15 protein-coding genes are annotated in these 21297 nt (G+C 53.8%); 6 read left to right on the top strand and 9 right to left on the bottom strand.

The annotated features are described in order from the left end of the window. The first annotated feature begins 30 nt into the window (after window positions 1-30). Together K355_RS0110310 and K355_RS0110305 are read left to right on the top strand one after the other, a co-directional pair. Complete coding sequence (locus tag K355_RS0110310; protein ID WP_022732059.1) at window positions 31-651, top strand: S24 family peptidase; 621 nt, start codon at window positions 31-33, stop codon at window positions 649-651. 127 nt (window positions 652-778) lie between these two features. Continuing rightward, window positions 779-3982: an MASE1 domain-containing protein gene (locus K355_RS0110305; protein WP_114091506.1), complete on the top strand. Its 3204-nt coding sequence runs from the start codon at window positions 779-781 to the stop codon at window positions 3980-3982. A 57-nt stretch (window positions 3983-4039) separates the two neighbouring features. Here the strand turns inward: K355_RS0110305 and K355_RS0110300 are convergent, their stop codons facing one another. The 5 genes from K355_RS0110300 to K355_RS23745 form a co-directional block, all read right to left on the bottom strand. Further along, complete coding sequence (locus tag K355_RS0110300) at window positions 4040-4852, bottom strand: inositol monophosphatase family protein (RefSeq protein WP_022732057.1); 813 nt, start codon at window positions 4850-4852, stop codon at window positions 4040-4042. A gap of 30 nt (window positions 4853-4882) precedes the next feature. Continuing rightward, window positions 4883-5971 carry an ABC transporter ATP-binding protein gene (locus K355_RS0110295; protein WP_022732056.1) on the bottom strand — a complete coding sequence of 363 codons (1089 nt, stop codon included), beginning with the start codon at window positions 5969-5971 and terminating at the stop codon, window positions 4883-4885. After that, the gene (locus K355_RS23750) at window positions 5968-8199 is read right to left on the bottom strand and encodes an ABC transporter permease (protein WP_022732055.1); all 2232 of its coding nucleotides are present in this window, start codon (window positions 8197-8199) and stop codon (window positions 5968-5970) included. The genes K355_RS0110295 and K355_RS23750 overlap by 4 nt, the downstream gene beginning before the upstream one ends. Before the next feature lie 106 nt (window positions 8200-8305). Next, the gene (locus K355_RS0110285; RefSeq protein WP_022732054.1) at window positions 8306-9340 is read right to left on the bottom strand and encodes an ABC transporter substrate-binding protein; all 1035 of its coding nucleotides are present in this window, start codon (window positions 9338-9340) and stop codon (window positions 8306-8308) included. Between the two features lie 307 nt (window positions 9341-9647). Then, a complete protein-coding gene (locus tag K355_RS23745; protein ID WP_022732053.1) occupies window positions 9648-10700 on the bottom strand; it encodes a LacI family DNA-binding transcriptional regulator in 1053 nt (350 codons plus the stop codon). A gap of 277 nt (window positions 10701-10977) precedes the next feature. Here K355_RS23745 and K355_RS0110270 point away from each other — a divergent pair, with 277 nt between their 5' ends. Next, window positions 10978-11853: a branched-chain amino acid aminotransferase gene (locus tag K355_RS0110270; protein WP_022732051.1), complete on the top strand. Its 876-nt coding sequence runs from the start codon at window positions 10978-10980 to the stop codon at window positions 11851-11853. 92 nt (window positions 11854-11945) lie between these two features. Here the strand turns inward: K355_RS0110270 and K355_RS0110265 are convergent, their stop codons facing one another. The 3 genes from K355_RS0110265 to K355_RS0110255 all read right to left on the bottom strand — a co-directional run bounded on the left by K355_RS0110265 (window position 11946) and on the right by K355_RS0110255 (window position 14308). After that, a complete protein-coding gene (locus tag K355_RS0110265) occupies window positions 11946-12533 on the bottom strand; it encodes a DUF4136 domain-containing protein (protein WP_022732050.1) in 588 nt (195 codons plus the stop codon). A gap of 97 nt (window positions 12534-12630) precedes the next feature. Continuing rightward, the gene (locus K355_RS0110260) at window positions 12631-13227 is read right to left on the bottom strand and encodes a TetR/AcrR family transcriptional regulator (protein ID WP_162142295.1); all 597 of its coding nucleotides are present in this window, start codon (window positions 13225-13227) and stop codon (window positions 12631-12633) included. Window positions 13228-13354: 127 nt separating this feature from the next. Further along, a complete protein-coding gene (locus K355_RS0110255) occupies window positions 13355-14308 on the bottom strand; it encodes a proline dehydrogenase family protein (protein WP_022732048.1) in 954 nt (317 codons plus the stop codon). Between the two features lie 250 nt (window positions 14309-14558). Here K355_RS0110255 and K355_RS0110250 point away from each other — a divergent pair, with 250 nt between their 5' ends. After that, window positions 14559-15614: a hypothetical protein gene (locus K355_RS0110250; RefSeq protein WP_022732047.1), complete on the top strand. Its 1056-nt coding sequence runs from the start codon at window positions 14559-14561 to the stop codon at window positions 15612-15614. 92 nt (window positions 15615-15706) lie between these two features. Here the strand turns inward: K355_RS0110250 and K355_RS0110245 are convergent, their stop codons facing one another. Next, a complete protein-coding gene (locus tag K355_RS0110245) occupies window positions 15707-17299 on the bottom strand; it encodes a lysine--tRNA ligase (RefSeq protein WP_022732046.1) in 1593 nt (530 codons plus the stop codon). A gap of 412 nt (window positions 17300-17711) precedes the next feature. Here K355_RS0110245 and K355_RS23740 point away from each other — a divergent pair, with 412 nt between their 5' ends. Both K355_RS23740 and K355_RS23735 read left to right on the top strand, forming a co-directional pair. Next, the gene (locus tag K355_RS23740; protein ID WP_022732045.1) at window positions 17712-18773 is read left to right on the top strand and encodes a sensor histidine kinase; all 1062 of its coding nucleotides are present in this window, start codon (window positions 17712-17714) and stop codon (window positions 18771-18773) included. Window positions 18774-18776: 3 nt separating this feature from the next. After that, complete coding sequence (locus K355_RS23735) at window positions 18777-21227, top strand: two-component system response regulator (RefSeq protein WP_022732044.1); 2451 nt, start codon at window positions 18777-18779, stop codon at window positions 21225-21227. Window positions 21228-21297 lie beyond the last annotated feature (70 nt).

Genomic DNA, 21297 nt, shown 5'->3' with positions numbered 1-21297 from the left:
TTTTGGGCACACGGCCTGCTAGGATGGGGCATGATCCGACATCAACAAATTTGGGCCGCCCTTGATCAGATTGCCACCGACCACGGCTTAACCCCGTCGGGATTGGCACGTCTGGCACAGCTTGACCCGACGACATTCAACCGGTCCAAACGCACCACCAATCAGGGCAAATCGCGCTGGCCGTCGACCGAAAGCATTTCCAAGGTTTTATCGGTCACCGATGTCAGTTTTCGCGAGTTTTCCGAACTGGTGGATGGCAATGGCGCCGGGCGTATCCCGGTGATCGGCTTTGCCCAGGCTGGCAATCGGGGGTATTTCGATGATGCGGGCTATCCGGTTGGTGGCGCATGGGAAGACATCACCTTTCCCGCCATGCATGATCCGACCGCCTATGGGCTTCGCATCTCAGGTGAGTCGATGGCGCCAGTGTTTCGCGATGGTGATTTGATCATTGTCAGTCCGGCGTCAAACATCCGCCCACAAGACCGGGTTGTGGTCAAAACCACCGAGGGTGAAGTCATGGCCAAGGAACTGGTCCGACGCGGGGCGCTTGGCGTGGAGCTTAAATCGCTCAACCCGGCCTATGAGGACCGGTTTATTGCCGCCAAAGACCTTGATTGGGTGGCGCGCGTTTTATGGTGCAGCCAGTAAATAGGCGCAAACCCGATGGTCCGCGAAAATAATATTGCCCACACGGCAAATACATTATTCAAAAAAGCACTTCCACCCCCTACATTAGGGTAGCTCACCCTACACCGGGAAAGGACGCTATTTGCCCGTGCAACGCCACCACATAATTCGCTTTCTGGCGATTGCCATCGCGTATTTCCTTGCCGGGAAAGCAGGTTTCCTTCTTCCGTATCATGACACAACCCAGTGGTTGATCTGGTTGCCGACGGGCATTGCCCTTGCGTCCCTGATCATGTGGGGTTGGCGCTATGTTCCTGCGGTGTTTTGCGGGTCTATGCTGCTCACCCTCGCAAGCGATTTTTCCCTTTTTACCGCGATATTGTTTGCAACAAGTACAACTTTTTCCACAGCCGTCCCCGCCGCCCTTGTCGCCCGACTTAGTGGCACGAGCCCGCTGTCATCGTTACGCGGCCTGATTATTTTCCTGCTCATCGGTGCGCTGGGGGCACCATTGATATCGGCGACAATCGGAAGTGGCGTTGCGCTGATCACTGGCGTTACTGATGTGCAAAACCTTCGCACCGTCTGGGAAGGCTGGGTGCTTTCAGGCACGGTTGGAACGCTGGTTGGAACCCCACTGATCCTGCGCCTTTTCAACCATCCCTGGAAAAACCGCCGTCTTGGCTATTATCTTGAGCTGGCCTTCATTTCATGTGCCGCCGTGATCGTCAGTTCGATCATCCAGATCACGCCAATCATGTCACGGCCGGAATTCCTGTTTATTTTTGTCTCCCTGCCCTTTGTCATCTGGGCAGCAGTTCGGTTCGGCCTGCTCGGCGCCACGTTGATCAATGCCCTGATCATGATCAACATCATTGTCTTTACGTCCTTTGGCACCGGTGGCTTTGTCAGCCAGAACTTCAATACCGGCCCTGGTGAAACATACAGCTACATCATTGCCGTCACATTCGTGACCATTTTGCTGGCGGTGGGACTTGAGAAAATGTCATCGGTCACAACCCGCGCACGGGATGGCAAAATGTCGCATGACATTCACCGTCTGCGCCGTAACTTAGCCGTCATCGTTGCTGTTCTCGGGTTTGGCATATCCGCCGTTGCTGGTTGGTACACCTATGTCCAGCTTAGCGAGGCCGACAGTGCGCAAACCGAACAATATCGCCGTGCGTTTGAAGCGTCCTTGCGCGAAGAACTGGGCCGGGCGACCGATTCTCTGGTGGCTGTGCGCACCCTTTTTGATGTTCATGGCAACGTATCGTTTAATACCTTTGATGCCATGATTGCCCCATGGGTAAGCCGGCGGCCCGGCATTTCGGCCCTTGAATGGGCACCCTTTGTCGAAGGGCGGGCGCGTAATCTGATCGAAGAAAACGCCCATCTGCGCGGCGTCGCAGATTTCGAAATCCGCCACCTTCAGGGCGGAAAACTCACCCGTTCACCCTTGCGGGATGACGGGTATTTTCCAATTTTCTATGTCTTTCCGCGATCTGGAAATGAACAGGCAATCGGCTTTGATCTTGCCAGTGATCCGGTCCGCAAACGCGCACTTGAAACCACTTTGCGTACCGGCAACATCACCCTGACCGAACCGCTTAACCTGTTTCGATCAGACTCGGCCGTTGTCACGTCTCTGGCCTTGCTTGGTGTGCAAAACCGGCGTGACAAAGGGGGCCCGCCCCTTGGTATTGCGATTGGTGTATTGCGCCTGACCAATATGATTACCCGGGCGGCACGGGTTGCGCGTTTGCCATCAAACTACGAACTGCATCTGGCTGATTTTGATGCCGATGAGGGCAAACGGGTTATCTATTCAAACCGCAAGGCCGACTACGCGGCTAAACACCTTGCCGATGAACGCGCCATTCCGTTCAATCCGAACATCTCGAACTTCACATTTGGCTATCGTGACTGGACCATCAACCTGCATCAAGAAAATGCACAATATGCCGGTCTTATGTATTGGCAACCGTGGGCCATTTTCATTTTTGGCGCGACGGTATCCATCCTTCTTATGATCTATTTGCGGTCCCTGACCCGAACAGAACGCCAGATTGTCGATCTGGTTTCGCTGCGCACCCGGGAACTTGAAGACGCGCGCGAAGAAGCTGAAAGTGCCATGAACCAGGCACAGCAGGCCGATAAGGCAAAATCGGAATTCATTGCCCATATGAGCCACGAATTCAGATCGCCAATGACCTCGATCCTTGGCTATACGCAGTTGGCGTCCGACAGCCTTGGCAATGATCCGGCACAGGAAACCCTGCGCGGGTATCTGGCGACGATCCGAGGTGCCGGACGGCATGTGTTGTCGCTGATTGGCGATATTCTTGACATTTCCAAGATCGAAGCCGGAAAACTCATACTTGAAGAAGTGCCGTTTGATCTGCATCGGGTCTGCGAGGAAGTATCGTCGATGATGCTGGTCCCAGCACGCGCGCAAGAAAACAAACTGCATCTGAATGTTGCCACCGATATGCCGCGCTGGGTGGTCGGCGACCCAGTACGCCTTAAACAGGTGCTGACCAACTTTGTGTCCAATGCGGTGAAATTCACCAAGTTTGGCAACATCACGATTGATGTCTCCCCCTTGACGGTCACCGACGATACATTGTCGGTGCGCATTGCGGTGCGCGATGATGGTATTGGCATCGCGCAAAACAAACTGGATTCTATTTTCGAGGCCTTTGCACAGGCCGACACATCGACAACCCGGCGCTATGGCGGGACCGGGCTTGGCCTTGCGATCTGTCAGAAGATCATTCAGGCGATGGGCGGTGCGATCACCGTCGAAAGCAAGGAGGGCGATGGCAGCACGTTCCGGTTTGACCTGACACTGCCACGCAGCAGCGAAGGTGCGGCATCTGAAAATACCGATGCCCAAAATGTCGAAAACGCGTTCGCCGAAGAACCGCGCGCGCGGGGCTGGAAACTTCTTCTGGTCGAGGACATCGAAATCAACCGTATTCTTGCGCAGAAGCTGCTTGAACTGCAGGGCCACACAGTTACCACCGCCGCCGACGGGCAGATCGCCCTTGATATTCTTGCCGCCGAAGATTTCGACGCGGTGTTGATGGATGTGCATATGCCCGTCCTTGACGGCATTGAGGCCACCCGTTTTGTTCGTCAGCTTGAAGACCCGGTCAAGGCCACCATCCCTGTTTTGGCCCTGACGGCGGATATTTCAAATGACAATCTCGTGGCCTTCCGCGACGCCGGATTTGATGCCCATTGTACCAAACCACTTGATATTCCGGCCATCAATAGCGAGCTTTCCCGCCTTGAACACCGGATGCTTGAAGAACGGCGCGTATTACAAAAAAAGGCGGGCGAATAGCCCACCTTTTTGATCGTTGCGTGCATCCGTCAATGATCGCACCTTAGGCCCGTTGCGTTAGCGTTTGACCCCGGTCATCTCGGCCAGTTCATCGGCAACATTGGCCCCGGCCGCCAGGATCGGTCCGCCGTCTTCCAGAACATTGGCAATGCCCAGGAAATCATTGGTCCAGCCCCCGGCTTCGGTCATCAGGATAATCCCCGCCATACAGTCCCACGGATTGATATGTGGCTCATAATAACCGATCAACCGCCCGGCAGACGCATAAGCCATCATCAACGCACACGACCCGTTGCGGATGAACATGCCTTCGCGGTCAAGAAGTTGCGTCATCACCGGCACGATTACATCGCTTTTGGTGCGATGCGACAGGCCCAGCCCCAACAAGCCATCGCTGACCTTGGTGACCTTGCTTGCTTCTATAGGTTCGCCGTTCACATACGCGCCCTCGCCTTTCATCGCGGTAAACAGCTCATCGCCGCACGGATGGTAAATCAGGCCCAAAACCACCTCATTGCCGACCATCAAGGCCACCGAAATGCACCAGGTCGGCATCTGACTGACAAAGCACGCCGTGCCATCAATTGGATCGATCACCCAAAGACAGTCATTTTCACCCTGCTCAATGCCCATTTCCTCACCAAGGAACCCATCCTCGGGGAAGGCATCGGCGATGCGGTCACGGATAATCGCCTCGACATTTTTATCGGCAATACTGACCATATCAAGCGCGTTGGCCTTGACCTCGATCTCAAGATCACCGGCCGTTCCGTCGTAGTAGTCCATGGCGCGTTTACCCGCCGCACGGATGACATCCCGAGCATGTTCAAGCCGCGATTCAACGTCAATTCTGGATGCTGTTTTGTTCACTTTATCCCTGCCTGTTTGTTCTATTGTTGATCATTCATCGGTGGGAACCACCGCAAGGCCACGCCCTGAAAAGCCGATACGAACTTCGTCCCCGGTAGCAATCGGCGCATCAATGTGCGGATCGATGACAAACAGGTCACCGATGTCCGACGTCACGGAGTATTGCATCTGATTACCAAGATATGCTGCATGGGTAATGTGACCTTTTAGCGATGATTGCCCGCTTTCCCCATTCACCGCAGAAAGCTCAATCGCGTCAGGACGCACAGCAACATTCACCGGCCCAATGCCCAAGCCCCGATGCGGCAAGGTCTGTCGCAGCCCGCCAATCTCGATATGGGCCATGTCGCCATCAATCTCCACCAGCTCGGCCCCGACCAAATTGGCATCCCCGATAAAGTCGGCAATAAAGCCGGACGCAGGTTGTTCATAGAGTTCGCGCGGGGTGCCTTGTTGCGCAATCACCGCGCGGTTCATCACAATAATATGGTCCGATACCGCAAGGGCCTCTTCCTGATCATGGGTCACATAGACCGCCGTCAGGCCAAGTTTTTGCTGAAGCTCACGGATTTCGGTTCGCACCTGTCGACGAAGCTTGGCATCAAGGTTCGACAGTGGCTCATCAAGCAACAGGACTTCGGGTTCAAGCACCAGCGCACGGGCAACAGCAACACGTTGCTGTTGTCCGCCCGAAAGTTCGGACGGCAACCGCCTGCCATAACCGGCCAACCCGACAAGATCGAGGCCCTCCTCGGCCTTTTCATGGGCTTCGGCCTTGGCAACGCCCGTCACCGTCAAACCATACGCCACATTTTCAAGCACGGTCATATGCGGGAACAGTGCATAGGACTGAAACACCATGCTGACATCACGGTCTGTTGCAGGAAGTTGGGTGACATCCTTGCCACCAATCAGGATTTTGCCCTTCGTTGCATGTTCAAGACCGGCAATCATGCGAAGCGTTGTGGTTTTGCCACAGCCACTTGGCCCCAACAACGTCACCAGTTCGCCGGGATTGATCGTGAAGGATACATTGTCGATCGCGGTCACCGCCCCCAGACCATAAGTCTTGGTGACATTTTCGAACACGACCGAACCTGCGCGTGTTTTGATTTTCATGAATGCTTCTCTTTCAGATTTTCGCCAGCAGGGCTAACGCGGTCTGGTGTAAGACGATCTGGCGCAATGCGATCTTCACGGCGCAGTTTGCGTTTGCCGATGGCCCCTTGCACCGCAAGGATGGCCGCCAACATCACAACGATCAGGACACAGCAATAGGCAATTGCCACGCCGTACCGCCCGTTTTCCACAAGACCGATAATATAGGATGTCGCCATATTGTGGTCGGCACTCACCAGGAAGATCACCGCACTCACAGACGTAATTGCGCGCACGAAACTATAGACAAGGGCGGCAACAATCGCAGGGCGCAACAGCGGAAGGATCACGCGACGGAATGTGGTGAAACTGTTTGCCCCCAGCGTGAGCGATGCTTCATCAAGGCTGCGGTCAAGCTGGCTCATTGCGGCAATCCCACCGCGCACCCCCACCGGCATATTGCGGAAGATAAAGCAGATCACAAGGATCACCCCGGTTCCGGTCAATTCAAACGGTGGCACGTTAAATGCCAGAATATAACTGACACCAATCACGGTTCCGGGAATGGCAAAACTTAACATCGTGCCAAATTCAAAGGCGCTTTTGCCACGAAAGTTCTGACGCACCAAAAGATAAGCCGTCGTCAATCCCACGGCCGCCGTCAATGGCGCAGAAATCGCCGAGATGTTCAACGTCGTCCAGAAACTGTCCCATGCGGCCCCGGTCCAAACGATGCCATGCTCGCTCCAGCCGATGCCAAACGCGTCAACATAGTTGTCCAGGGTCAGCGTATTATCAAAGCCCCAGCGCGTCACAAAGCTGCCATAGAAAATCATGCCATACACAGCCACCGTAAAGATTCCCCACGGCACCGCCGTGCAATAGACCAAACGGCGCAACGCCGGGTTCAGACCGATATGTGCCCCGCTTTCTGCCTTACCCGAAACCGTTGCATAGGATTTCCGGCCCAGCCAGAAACGCTGTGCGGCAAATGCCGACAGGGTAAAGAACAACAGAACCAGTGCAAGAACAGCCGCCCGCCCGGCATCATTTTGGGCCCCGACAATCGCAAAGAATATTTCGGTTGAAAGGACTTCATAATTGCCCCCCAAAACCATCGGATTGCCGAAATCGGCCATGCTTTCAATAAAGGCTAGCAAAAATGCATTGGCCAGCCCCGGACGCATCAGGGGCAAAGACACCATAACAAAGGTTTTCCAGCGCCCCGCCCGCAACGTCTGGGAGGCTTCCTCCATCGACGGGCTGACACCTTCGACAACACCGATCAGCACCAAAAAAGAAATCGGGGTGAAGGACAGGGTCTGAGCCAGCCAGATACCAGGGAGGCCGTAAAGCCAACGCCCCGCCTCCACCCCGAGGAGATCAGAGACGAACTGCGTCGCAGCGCCCGATCTGCCAAAAAGAAGGATCAATGCCAAACCAATCACGAATGGCGGCGTAATAATCGGAAGAACCGTCAGAACACGCAGCGATTTCTTGTATCGAAACCCTGTGCGCGTCACGACCAGCGCAAAGGCAAGCCCCAGCAACGTGGTCGAAACCGCCGTCAGGATCGCAAGAAATGCGGTATTCCACGCCACCCCGCAGGCCCCACCCGCAAGGCAACCCAGCCCCCAAACGCTGTCGTCAAAGAAATTGCGCACAAAGGCAGCCCCGGAAACAGCCCCGTCAATATCCACAAAGGCACTGCCCAGAATGCGTGCGACCGGGAAGAAGACAAACAAGGCGACAAGTGCAACGACTGTCCCAATTGCGGAGGTCACAAAGACATCGCCGCGCATGGCACCAGCAGCAGCAAGCCCCGTACACAATATGATCAGATAGCTGGCCGCCATCAGAAGTGCCCCATAGCCCAATCCGTACTGACGCATATCAAGCGGGCCAAACAGGCTTTCAAGCCAGCCATAACTCCACCCGGAAATCCCGATGGCAAAGCCCTGCCCCACCATCCAGATCAGCCCGCCAAGGCCACTGATGATCAATATCTGTGCGTATTTCGGATGCGCGCGTCCTTGCCGCGCAAGCAACAAGGGCCCCAACAGGAAAAGCCCGACTGGCAACAACCAGTATTTATCAAGCAAGGTGGCCTGAAGGATCGCAGGCGCATAATCGACGTAGGTCGGATAGCCATCAAACAGCCATTCCAACGTCCAGAAGCCGTATTCCTGCTGATACCAGGGAAATATGACAAATCCAATCCAGCCGATGGCCAGCCAGATCCAAAGCATTCGGTTCACCAAAATTCTCCCGCGTGCAGAATGTCAAGGTCGGCAGTCCCGCCCACAGATGGGTTGGCGGAACTGCACTGATGTCCGGAAAAAGGAAAAAGGCCGATTATTGCGGCGCGTTTTTCACTTCGTCATCCCAACGCGACAGCAGATGACGGCGGACTTCCGCATCACCGTATTTGGCAAAGTCATAATCAATGAGTTTCAAATCATCCAAGCGCGGCGCCCCATCAGGAATGCGGGCTTCCTTGTTTGACGGCACCTGATAGCTATGCGCGTCCTCGGCAATGGACTGCGTCCGCGCAGACAGGGCAAATTCGGCCCAGATTTTTGCATTTTCAAGATTACGTGCACCCTTGATGATGCTCATCGAGCCCACTTCGTACCCTGTGCCTTCGCACGGGGACACCACGGTCAAATTGGCACCCTGTTTGATCTGGGCAATCATGTCATGCATGAAGGTGATGCCAATCGTGGTTTCGCCAACCGCAGCCGCCTTGATCGGGGCAGAACCCGATTTGGTGTACTGATTTACGTTCTTGTGCATCTCTTTGATAAAGTCGAAAGCTTCTTCTTCGCCAAACAACTGCACAAGTGTGGCAAGCGTCGTGTAGGACGTACCAGACGAGCTTGGATTGGCAATCTGGACTTCGCCCTTATAGGCTGGATCAGCCAGATCTTTCCAGCATTTCGGCGCAGGAAGGCCTTTTTTGGCAAGCAGATCGTTATTATAGCCAATGCCGAGCGCACCGGCGTAAATACCGACCGTTTTGTTATCGGCATTCTTGGCCTGACGCACGGCCCAGTCTTGCAGATCGCCTAGTTGCGGCGATGTATATTCTTCGGTCAGACCTTCTGCGGCGGCCTGCAGGTGCGGATCACCCGTACCACCCCACCAGATATCAAGTTTCGGATTGCTGGCTTCGGCGCGCACCTGCGCATAGGCCTCGCCTGAACTTTTGCGAACCATCGAAACGTCGATGTCATGCTCAAGCTCGAAGGCGGTTTCCATCATCTCGCACCATTCGTTATCGGCCGAGCAGATGACACTAAGACGGCCCGCCGCATTGGCAGGTCCGACAGCGGCAACAACCAGTCCGACAAAAGCAGCACCAGCATAAAGAGTATTTTTAAACGTCATTTGGGTTTCCTCCCGTTTGCATTTCGTTGAATGCACACGTGTGCACAATCAGGGTGCGGATCACGTGCTGCGAGGATTTAATCACAGAACTTCGAAAATAACAAAAAAATTCTATTCTTTGGAATTTCCATTCTACGGATTAAAGACAACACATTGTTTTAAAACAATTTAATCATAGAATACGACATCAGAAGACCGAATGAGATTGCCTGTCTTATGGCACAAAATGCACCGAATTATATGCACACGTGCGCATGAAAAGTCCGGTTCTTCACGAGTCCCAATCTTTACAGGATGGCGTCAGGAATCAGACAGTCTGCCGGCGGATAAATTCAACGGGCAAAACAAGCCGTTCATCGCCAAGATCGTCGCCTCCGATGCGACGGCGCAACCGCTCCACTGTCATTTCGGCCAGTTGGTCTGCCCGCTGGCGCACTGTGGTAAGTTGATAGGCACCCTGACGGGCAGCAGCAATATCATCAAAGCCAATGACGGCAAGATCGCCCGGGACCGTCAGCCCCAGCTCAAACCGGGCCGCATCCATCAGGCCAAGGGCAATATGGTCCTTGGCACAAAAAATCGCGTCAGGTGTGTTTTCCCCACCCGCCAGATATTTGAGCCCGGCATGAAATCCACCGTCATAATCCGCACTGTCACAGACAAGCGACGTAAAACTGATCTCGCCGTCCGCAAGACGCGGTGCAATCCGTGAAACAAACGCCTCCCCGCGGACATTGCCGCTATAGGTACCGCCCCGCACATTCAGGAAACCAAGGCGCTTTTTACCGCTTTTCAGCAACATATCTGCGGCCAGTTCGCCCCCGTGCACGTTATCGCAGTTAATAACATCGGCCCCCTCCAGACGCCCTGCCCGATTGACAAGAACAACCGGAACATTTCGTTTCAGGTAATGAGTCCCCACTTCCGGGGACGGGCTTCCCGACGTTACAACAACCCCCGCCACCTGATATTGCAGCAGATTAAGCATCGATATCCCCATCTGGTCCGGGTCCGAGACATCAATCACCAAGGGGCGATATCCCGATTGCTGGATCTGGCTGATCAGGCAATCAAGAAACTCAATGCGAAACGGGTCCGTCAGCCCGGATGTTACCAGCCCGATCAGGTCGCTTTTGCGCCGGTTCATTGAACTGGCGATCTTGTTGACGTGATAGCCAAGTTGGGCTGCCGTTTCCTGAACGCGTTTTCGGGTCGCCTCGGAAATGCGCTCATCATCGGCCATGCAACGCGACACGGTTGACCGCGACACCCCCGCTTCGCGCGCAACATCAGCAGACGTCACCACTTGATGCGCCTTCTTTTTCGCCCCGTTACCGGGTTTCTGGCGATCACCGCTCATACGGGCAAGTTCCTTACGACACACCGATTGACTAGAGCACACATACCATAGCCCAGCGCAGCAGCCAACGCACACGTGTGCACGTTTCGACAACTTTATAAAACTGTCATATCGAATATATAGGTCGCGCTTACTGTCTATTTTTCTTTGACCCGCCTTGGGCAAAAATCCTATTCTGATGCCCACATAACAGACTGCCCCACAGATACGACAACAGCCACAACACCGAAAAACCAAGGCCCGCCTTGGCAATCCCAAAGACCATCAGGAGCACATCATGGGCCACGCCGCCACCGACAGCACCGTCACCACCTGGACCTGGTTCAAGGGTGAATGGCATGAAGGCAACCCCAACATCATGGGCCCGCAAACCCATGGTGTCTGGATGGCCTCGACCGTGTTTGACGGTGCGCGCCGTATGAACGGCAAAATGCCCGATCTTCATCCCCATTGTGCCCGTGTCATCCGGTCGGCCAACCTGATGGGCTTAAAGCCCGCCATCACCACCGACGAAATCGTTGCACTGGTCAAGGAAGGGGTGAAAAAATTCGATCCGGAACTGGCGCTTTATATCAAACCGATTGTCTATGGTGGCGAAGGATTTCTGGCGCCAGTGCCTGAAAGTGCACAGTTTGTTTTGTGCATTTCGGTGACTGAAATGCCCGCAGCCGTGCAAACCGGCTTTAGTGCGCGCAAATCAAGCTTCCGCCGTCCATCGCCCGAAAGTGCCCCGACCGAGGCCAAGGCAGCCTGTCTGTATCCCAATGTCGGGCGCGCTGTGACCGAAGCCAACAATGACGGCTTTGACACAGGTGTCATGTTGGACCCTATTGGAAATGTTGCCGAATTTTCCTACGCCAACCTGTTCTTTGCCAAGGATAATGTTGTTTATACCCCGGCGATCAACGGCACGTTCCTTAACGGCCTGACCCGTCAGCGCGTCATTACGCTTCTGCGCAAAGATGGTGTCGAGGTGATTGAGAAAACCTGTGCGTACAGCGAGCTTGAAACCGCCGACGAAATCTTTGGTACCGGCAATTATTACAAAGTCGCCCCGTGTGTGAAACTCGATGAGCGCGCCCTGCAACCCGGCCCGATCACGCGCCGCGCACAGGAGCTTTATACGGCCTTTGCCGCAGCCAGCGCAGACTGATCCACCGCGTGCTAAATGACGACGCTATAAATGCAAAACGGGCCGGAATTTCCGGCCCGTTTTTTTCATGCCCTATACAGGCCTGTCGTCTTTTACTGCGTCGGCGCAACCGGCACGCTGCTGCCCGCGACATAGGGGTATTTGGCAAAGATCGAGGCCACTGCCGTGCGCACGGCTTCATTGGGCGCATCACGTGTTGAGCTGGTCACACGCCCAACAGAAGTTCCTTCCCAGATCATCTGGTTGGTACGGCGATCCACGAAATCAATACTGAGCGTGCCCTCGGTATAGGTGCTGGTGTATCCCGGCTCCGTATAGCCCGGCCAGCCGACATACATGCCGCCGCGATACCCATAATATCCGCCCATGTAGACCGGTGGCGAGGTTTGGGTTTTTTCCTCGGTCTTGAGATGGAAGTTCACAAGGAAATCAGGGTTGTTGATGTCAACGCGGTATCCGCGTGCTTCAAGTGCCGTGCTGATGGCATCCTCGATCCGCTGACCTGACAGGGTTGTGTATTTTTCCTCAGCCGATTTTCCCGCCCCTTCGAAAAAGGCAAAGCTTTGATAGCGGCTGAAATCGGCGGCCGGGTCGGCATCGATATAGACCTTTGGCCCACTGGCACAGGCCGCCAGCATTCCCACCAGAAGGCCCGCGATGGCGGTTTTCACTATCTGCATGATGTCGGTCCCTTTGCTTCAACCAGAAACTGTCTTTGTTTATATGACGTTCGGGGACAACAATACCATCAACAGAATTTGGTTTCATGATGGCAGGTTATGCCGCTCCCGCGGTCAGCATCCTTTCCGCCGTTTGGCGAAGGTCCGCAATCTCGTCATCAAGAATGGTGCGGTCCTTCATCGCATGCGCCAAAACAATCGCCCCTTGCCAACGCAGTATGATCCGGCGTGCCGCTTTTTGGGCGGTATAATCCGATATGCCATCTTGTGTAAAGTTATCGGCCAGCCAGTTTATCAGGGATGTGAAAATAGCCTGTCCGGTTTTACGTGTGGCGTCAAAACCGTCATCTGCCGGAATATCAAGCATCAGCTTGGCCACCGGGCAGCCGTACGCAACCCGGCGCGGTGTCATGGCATCCAGATAATCAAAAAATACCGAAACACGCTTTTGTGCCGTGCCGCCGGGCGCGATGGTCGCCAAAAGCGGGGTAAACTCGCCTTCCATGGTTTCCATCGCCGCCTGTGCCAGATCATGCTTTTTCGGGAACCGATAAAACACGCCCCCGGCAGGTAAGCCTGCTTCCTTCGCAACGGTCTGAATGGTGGCGGCGTGATAGCCATCGCGCCAGATCACATTCATCGCCGCACGGGCAAGTTTTTGGCGTTTTTGTGCCGGGCTCATTTTACCAGCCATGATGTTTTCGATTCCGATCCTGACCATAGATAAGTAAGTTAACTAACTTAGTAAATACACCTTCTACACCTGATCAATCAAGCCCATAAAAACACCGCCAAAATCAGGTGGCGGTGTTTCGCATGGATTATCGGTTAAGGCCGGACCGCAACAACAGTCGGATATTACGCGGGTTTTCACCAACCCGGCGCCATGCATAGGCCCACCAGTCTTTGCCAAACGGCGCATATAGGCGCAACCGGTAGCCTTCGGCGACCAATTCGCGTTGCAATGGCTGGTTCACACCGTAAAGCATTTCAAATTCAAACTGACCCGGCGACCAGCCTTGTTCCTTTGCGTTTTGGATGATGGCCCATGCCAACTTGCGATCATGTGTCCCAAACACCGGGAAAAACCCATTTTGCATGGCTTCTGCGGACAACATCATGGCCGATAAGCGAAGGTAATTCTCGTCGATATCTTGGCGCTTGGTAAAAGCCACATCATCGGGCGAGGCCATCGCCCCCTTAACCAAACGTACCATTGCCCCGCGCTTTATCATGTCCCGTAGGTCGGCTTTGGTGCGATGCAGGCGCGCCTGTAACGTTTGCGCCACTTGGTATCCGCCATCGGCCAAGCGATGGTGCAGGCGCAAAGTATCATCGACCATGTCGATATCTTCCATGTCGATCATCAGCCGAAGGGTCCGATGGCCTTTCTCACCGCCGATTTCGCTCAGCTTGGCAGCAAGATGATCAACATTGCGATCCAAAATCGCTTGATCCTGCATATAGCCCAATTGCGACGGATCGATGGAAATGTGAACATCAAGACCCGCGTGATCAAGCGCGGGCATTAGTGCTTCAAGTTGCCCGGCTGTTTCGCGCACTTGGCTTAAATCCGTGACATATTCGCCAAGATAAAAACTTGAAATGCGTATGCCATCCTTCGCCAACGCCTCGGCGCGTGCGACATGCCCTGCAACATCCCGCGCACTGACAAATTGATCCGCAAGCCCGGTTTTATGTCCAATCGCCTCGCCAATTGCCCGCAACGGTTTGCTGCACGCCACGGCGATCATTGATTTTTGCCACATCCCCATTGAAAGTATCCTGTTTCGTGATCTTACAATCGTTCAAGGGTACACGATCACGACGGTATTTATTGAACGATATGCACCCCAGTCTGTTTATCATCTATTGATGGCGAGCTGGAACCGTAACAGGCGTCAAAGAGTTTTGGAAAATTGCGTCCAAAGGTATGACCGTGTATCAACACAGTCCCTAGACCAAGGGCGATCATCCATGCCCCTTGGTACAACAGATGCATAAAAGCCTGGCCGGAGCCGATTTGTGAAAAACAATCAATACTCGCTTGCCGATATCGAAGCCGCCGTATCTGCAGGCGCACTGGATCGCGCGGCCTATACGACCCTTGCGCAGTTCCTGACAAGCCACGCGCCAGAGGCGATTGAAACCGAAAAGTTTACCCTGTTTCGTGGGATGAACGACATTTTCCTTGCACTGGGCATAACCGTGCTGAGCATCGGCTGGTTCATTTTGTGGGGTCTTTATTCCAACGATGCCGTTTTCTGGATCGCGCCACTTGTTGCCATGGCGGGGTTCGTCGTACTGGCGGAATATGTCGCGGGGAAGCTTAAGGCGACATTGCCCTCAATCGTCATCATGGTTTCGCTGTGCGCGACATTGATGATCTATGCCGTGATGCTCTATATGCGCATGGTCGGAACATCGGCAGAATTTTTCAATCTTGATGACGTTTGGTCGTTCGGCAGCACATCGGTCAACACCGCCCTTCTGGTTGCCATCATCGGCTTTGCCTTTCAGGTCGGATTCTTCCTGCGCTATCGCCTGCCGGTATCGTTTGCCCTGATTGCGTTTGGCATTGTCGGGGTGTTGTGGTCGCTGCTTTTAACCGCGTTCGGGCAAAGCCTGAACCAGTATCTTGATTATATGATCACGCTGACCGGACTTTTGTTGCTGGCCTTGGGCGTGGTGGTCGATACCAAGGACCCCAAGCGGGTTAATGGCTGGGCCGAATGTGCCTTCTGGCTTTATGTCATCGGCGCACCGATGACCATTCATTCGGTTGCGGCCCTGTTTGATGCCGCCGCCCTTGTGATGATCCCGGTAATTATCATCGCCATGCTGTTTTCGCTGTTTCTCGACCGTCGGTCGCCGATCATCAGCGGCCTGATCTATGTCGGCTATCTGGCCAATTCCGGCTTCAATCAAGCCGCCATTGATCAATCCATCACGGTTGCACTGGTCTGCTTTGTTGTGGGCGGTCTGGTCATGGCGTTTGGCTTTGGCTGGCAAAAAGCCCGCCACATCGTATTAAGCCCATTTGAGGGTCAAAGCTGGCGGCGTTATTTGCCCCCGACCTAATGGGGCAAACGCTATATACCTGAACATTAAAAAGGCCCGCATTTTCACAATGCGGGCCTTTGTCGTTTTGATCTTATGATGGGCGGGCTTTATCAGGCGCTGAGGTCTTCACCTGCAAGCGCACGATCAATCAGCGCAACACTTTCATCAAGACCGTAAAGAGCGATGAACGATCCCATGCGCGGACCCTGTTCCTGACCGAGCAGGATTTCATAAAGCGTTTTGAACCATTCGCGCAGGTTTTCGTAATTGTGGTTTTTGCCCACGGTGAAAACTTCGGTCTGAATGTCTGACGGCTCCGTACCCTGTTCGATTTTTGACAGTGCGTCGCGCAGGTCTTTCAGTGCGGCCTGCTCGGCCTCGGTCGCAGCGCGGTATTTTTTCGACGGTTTAACGAAGTCGCGATAATAGTTGATCGCATAGCCAACCAGCTTATCCAAATACGGCGAGCTTTCCGGCGTTGCGCCCGTGGCATAACGCGAAATGAACTTCCACAGAAGATCGCGGTCTTCGGTATTGCAGACCGAAACAAGGTTCAGCAAAATCCCAAAGGACAGCGGAATTTCACGGTCCGGCGCGGTCCCGGCATGAATGTGCCACGCCGGGTTTTGCAAAATCTTGGTCGGGTCGGTTTCGGATTTGAGCTTCTCTGCGAACGTCAGATATTCATCCACAGTTTTCGGGATGACATCAAAATACAGACGTTTGGCGGTTTTGGGTTTCTGGAACATGAACAGCGACAGGCTGTCTTCCGGCGCATATTTCAGCCAGTCTTCCATCGAAAGACCATTGCCCTTGGATTTCGAGATTTTCTGGGCGTTCTCGTCCAAGAACAGCTCGTAGTTAAAGCCCTCTGGCGGGGTGCCGCCAAGTGCCTTGACGATCTTGTTGCCAAGCTCAACCGACGGGATCAAATCCTTACCGGCCATTTCATAATCAACACCCAGCGCATACCAGCGCATCGCCCAGTCGGGTTTCCATTGCAGTTTGCAATTACCACCCGTCACCAGCGTTTCAACCAAATCACCGGTTTCAGGATGTTCGTAAACAATGCTGCCGGTTTCGGGTTTAAGCTCGGTCACCTTGGCCATCAGGACCTTGTTGGTGCCCGGTTCAACCGGCATGAACGGGCTGTATGTCGCCTGACGTTCTTCGCCAAGCGTCGGCAGCATGATTTTCTGGATCGCATCATAGCGTTCCAAAAGACGCAACAAAGCCGCATCAAACATGCCCGAGCGATAACAGTCGGTCGATGATTTGAATTCATATTCGAAGCCAAACCCATCAAGAAAATCGCACAGCCGCGCATTGTTATGATGGGCAAAGCTTTCATGCGTGCCAAACGGATCAGGTACGCTTGTCAATGCCTTACCAAGATGCTCGGCCACCATTTCCTTGTTGGGGATATTGTCGGGCACCTTACGCAGACCATCCATATCATCGGAGAAGCAGAAAAGCTTGGTCGGGATATCGCACATGGTTTCGAACGCGCGGCGCACATAGGTCGTGCGCGCGACTTCGCCAAAGGTGCCGATATGGGGCAAACCCGATGGACCATACCCGGTTTCAAAAAGGACATAGCCCTTTTCAGGCGCCTTCTGTTTATACCGCTTGACCAGCTTGCTGGCTTCCTGAAAGGCCCAGACGTTGCTGTTAAGTGCGGCATCTCGAAGATCGGCTGTCATTTTTGAAACCTTGTTTGTCAGTTGGATCGTTGAATTCTTTGGAAATCTTGACGGCGCAGGGTCACCCGGATCCCGTGCGTGCGCGAAGCTATACCGCACCACACCTCAGATCAAGCATCTGTTGCGCATGGCTGCCAAATGACCCGCGACGTGCGACATACCGGATACCGTTCTCTGAGCATGTATTCTCATAGGCTATTTTCCTCTTAAATTGCAAAAATCCCACACTAAAGTGTAGTTGAATTCACCGCCACGACCGCAAATATGCAGCTAAGGTGCCAAAAGTCTCTGCTATCGAACACTGTCCTTGTCAGGCGCCCAAAACTCCGGGGCAGGAAAGCACCAAACGTGAATATGTTAGTGACGATGAATACGTAAATTCAAGTATCAGAGCAGTTTTGAGGTTCCACCAATGTCGCACAGCGACAAGGTTTTGCCGGACGAAATAGACGCAATACCAGCAAATAGTGCTGATCAGCGATTTGAACGCGTTGTTGAATACGCCCCCAATGCGATGATCTTGATCAGTGCCGAAGGCCGCATGGAAATGGTCAATGCGCAAACCGAAATCATTTTTGGGTATGCCCGATCCGAACTGCTCGGTCAGGCGATAGAGATGCTTGTGCCAACACGTTTTCGCGAAGGTCACCCGCATTTGCGCGGATCGTACGGCAAAAACCCGAATGCCCGTCCGATGGGACCGGGGCGCGATCTTTTTGCCCTGCGCAAGGACGGCAGCGAATTTCCCGTCGAAATCGGCCTCAATCCAATTGCCAGCGGCAATCGTCAACTGATCCTTGCCGCCATATCCGACATTTCCGAACGCAAACACCGCGAAGAACAAATTGCCCGGTCGCTCAAGGAAAAGGAAACCCTGCTTTCTGAAGTCCACCACCGGGTCAAAAACAACCTTCAGATCATTCACAGCCTGCTGGACATGCAAACAGCCTCGATTGCCGACAAACAAGCCCGCGATGCCCTGATTGACAGCTGCAACCGCGTGCGATCAATGGCGCAAATTCACCAGTCGCTGTATCAAAGCGAAAATATGGCCAAGGTTGATTTCGCCAACTTCTGTGAAAGTCTGGTTTCGTCACTGCTTGCCGCCTACAACATTGATCTTGATCGTGTTCGCGTCAAATGCGATCTGGCCGAGGTGGAATTGGCCATTGATCAGGCTGTGCCATGCGGGCTGATTGCAAATGAGTTAATCACCAATGCGCTTAAACACGGGTTTCGCGATGGTCATGCCGGTAACATCCTGATTTCCACCAAAATGCATGGTGATCGTGACGTCGAACTGTGCATTTCTGACAATGGGCACGGTCTTCCAGACGATTTTTCCATCGGCAAAAGCTCCGGCTTGGGTCTTCAGCTGATTGAACTTCTTGTCGATCAAATTGGTGGACAGCTCACCATCGATACGTCCCCTGAGACACGTTTTCACATCACATTCACCTTACAGGACGAATGATAAATGCCAAAAACGGTTCATGTCATGATCGTCGAAGATGAAAGAGTGATTGCGCTACATTTGCGCAAGCAACTTGAAAAACTCGGCTATGATCGAACCTCCGCGCACAGTGCTGGCTATGACGCGCTCAAAGCGATTGAGCGCGATCCACCTGACATCATCTTGATGGACATCCGCATTGATGGCGACATTGACGGTATTGAAACGGCGGCTGGCATTCCACCCGATCTGATGATCCCGGTGATTTATCTTTCGGCCCACTCCGAAGATGCCACCTTGGCGCGCGCCAAGAAAACGCGTCCTTATGGTTTCTTGTTAAAGCCGTTTTCTGAACGCGAACTGCATGCCACGATACAGATGGCACTGGAACGCCGGGTTGCCGAAATGGCCCTGCGCGAAAGTCAGCAACGCCTGTCGCTGGCGATGTCCGCGGCTCAAATGAGTTGCTGGGAAATTGATGTCAACACGCGCGAAATGCACAGCACGGGTCTTGGCAATTTCCAAACACCCCAGGAAACCGAAACAGTGACCGAAACATGGGATGCCTTCCTTGAGCGGGTGGAATCCGAGGACCGCGACAGTGTACATAAGGCATTCACCTATGCCGTGCAGCACGGTGATTTTTACGATGTCGTATTCCGCAGCATCAACGCACATAAAGAGCAGCGTTGGCTGCGCGCACGCGGCAAATCATTTTCTAATGACCGCAATGGCACGCACCGCATTATTGGCATGATGCAGGACATCACGGATCAGCGCATGACCAATGACAAGTTGCGCGAAGCCATGGCTGTCTATGAAACGACACAGGACGGTATCCTGATCCTTGATCCGGACCTTAATGTCACCAATGCCAACAAGGCCTACTACCATATTACCGGCACAGGCCCCAAAGGCACACTGGACAAACCACCCTACTTCCTGGCCCCTGAGGAATTTTCAGCCGGTTTTTATCAAGACCTGTTTCATACATTGCGCCACAGACGCCATTGGCACCGCGACATCGAAACCCGCAATATTCAGGGTAACCCGATTTCCCTGGCGACACAGATTATCGCGGTTGAAGACGACGACGGCGAACTGACCCATTTTGTTGCCATCGTATCGGACCGCACCGCCATCCGTCAGGCCGAACAAGAACTGCACTATCTTGCGCAGTATGACGGGCTGACCAGCCTTCCCAACCGGTTGTTGGCAACCGACCGCCTGAGCCGTGCGATTGAACGCAGCGAACCCGTTGGCGCACTTGTCGCCTGTTTGTTTCTTGATATTGATGATTTTAAAAACATCAATGACACTCTGGGCCATGCGGCCGGGGATCAGGTTTTGCTGATCGCCTCAACCCGGATCAAGGCGGTTACCGAGCGCGCCGATACCATTGCACGCCTTGGTGGCGACGAATTCATGATCATCCGTGAGAACATCCAGAACGCCACGGCGGCGGCCAATCTTGCAATGAAGATCATCAATGAACTGCAACGCCCGTTTTACATTATCGGCCATGAACTGACCCTGTCGGCCAGCATCGGGATTTCGCTGTATCCTGATAACGCCCTGTCGCCACAGGATCTGATCCGGCTGGCCGATACCGCCATGTACGCGGCAAAAGACCGCGGACGGCGGACCTATGCGTTTTATCAGTCGGAAATGACGGAAACCGCAACCCGCTATATGACCCGGTCACTGGAATTGCGGCGCGGGCTTGAAAACAACGAACTGGTTTTATACTACCAACCACAAATGAATGCCCATACTGGCGACCTTGTCGGGGTGGAGGCACTTCTGCGCTGGAACCATCCGACAAGTGGCTTGCTCGGCCCGCATGAAATCATCCCGGTGGCCGAACAAAGCGGCCTGATTATTGAAATCGGCGACTGGGTGCTGCGCGAAGCCTGCCTACAGGCCCGGCGCTGGCAGGATGAGCTTGATCAGAAAATCACCATGGCGGTCAACGTGTCGGTCCGTCAGTTGAAGATGCCCAACTTTGCCGAAACGGTGCAACATGCACTGGCTGTTGCCGGATTGCCGGCGGAATATCTCGAAATCGAAATCACCGAAAGCATGATTCAGGATGAAACCAGTATGATCCGCATGCTGCACGAATTGCGCGAAGTCGGTGTTTCGCTTGCCATTGATGATTTTGGCACCGGGTATTCTTGCTTGCGCTCGATCAAAAGCCTGCCGATCAAGCGTATTAAAATCGACCGGGCATTTGTCAAAGGCCTTCCGGGCAAAGCCGACGATGTCGCCCTGGTCGAGGCCATGCTGGCAATGGCAAGCTCGCTTGGCCTGCATACCACGGTCGAAGGTGTCGAAACCGAAGAACAGTATTATTTCTTGCGCGAAATGGGCTGCACCGAACTGCAAGGTTTCCTGTTTAGCAAACCCGTTCCAGCGGATGCAATCTTTGCCGACAAAGCAGCCAAAAAGAAGCCCAACAGTAAGATTTCATAAATCCTTCTCCCCACCACGCCTTAAAATTGGCTGCTATCTGACGGGTCCGGTCCTAGGATCTGAACCCAAT

This window comes from Thalassospira lucentensis MCCC 1A00383 = DSM 14000 (genome assembly GCF_000421265.1).
In the GTDB taxonomy this organism is placed as follows: Bacteria; Pseudomonadota; Alphaproteobacteria; order Rhodospirillales; family Thalassospiraceae; genus Thalassospira; species Thalassospira lucentensis.
This window is presented reverse-complemented; position numbering and strand designations above follow the sequence as displayed.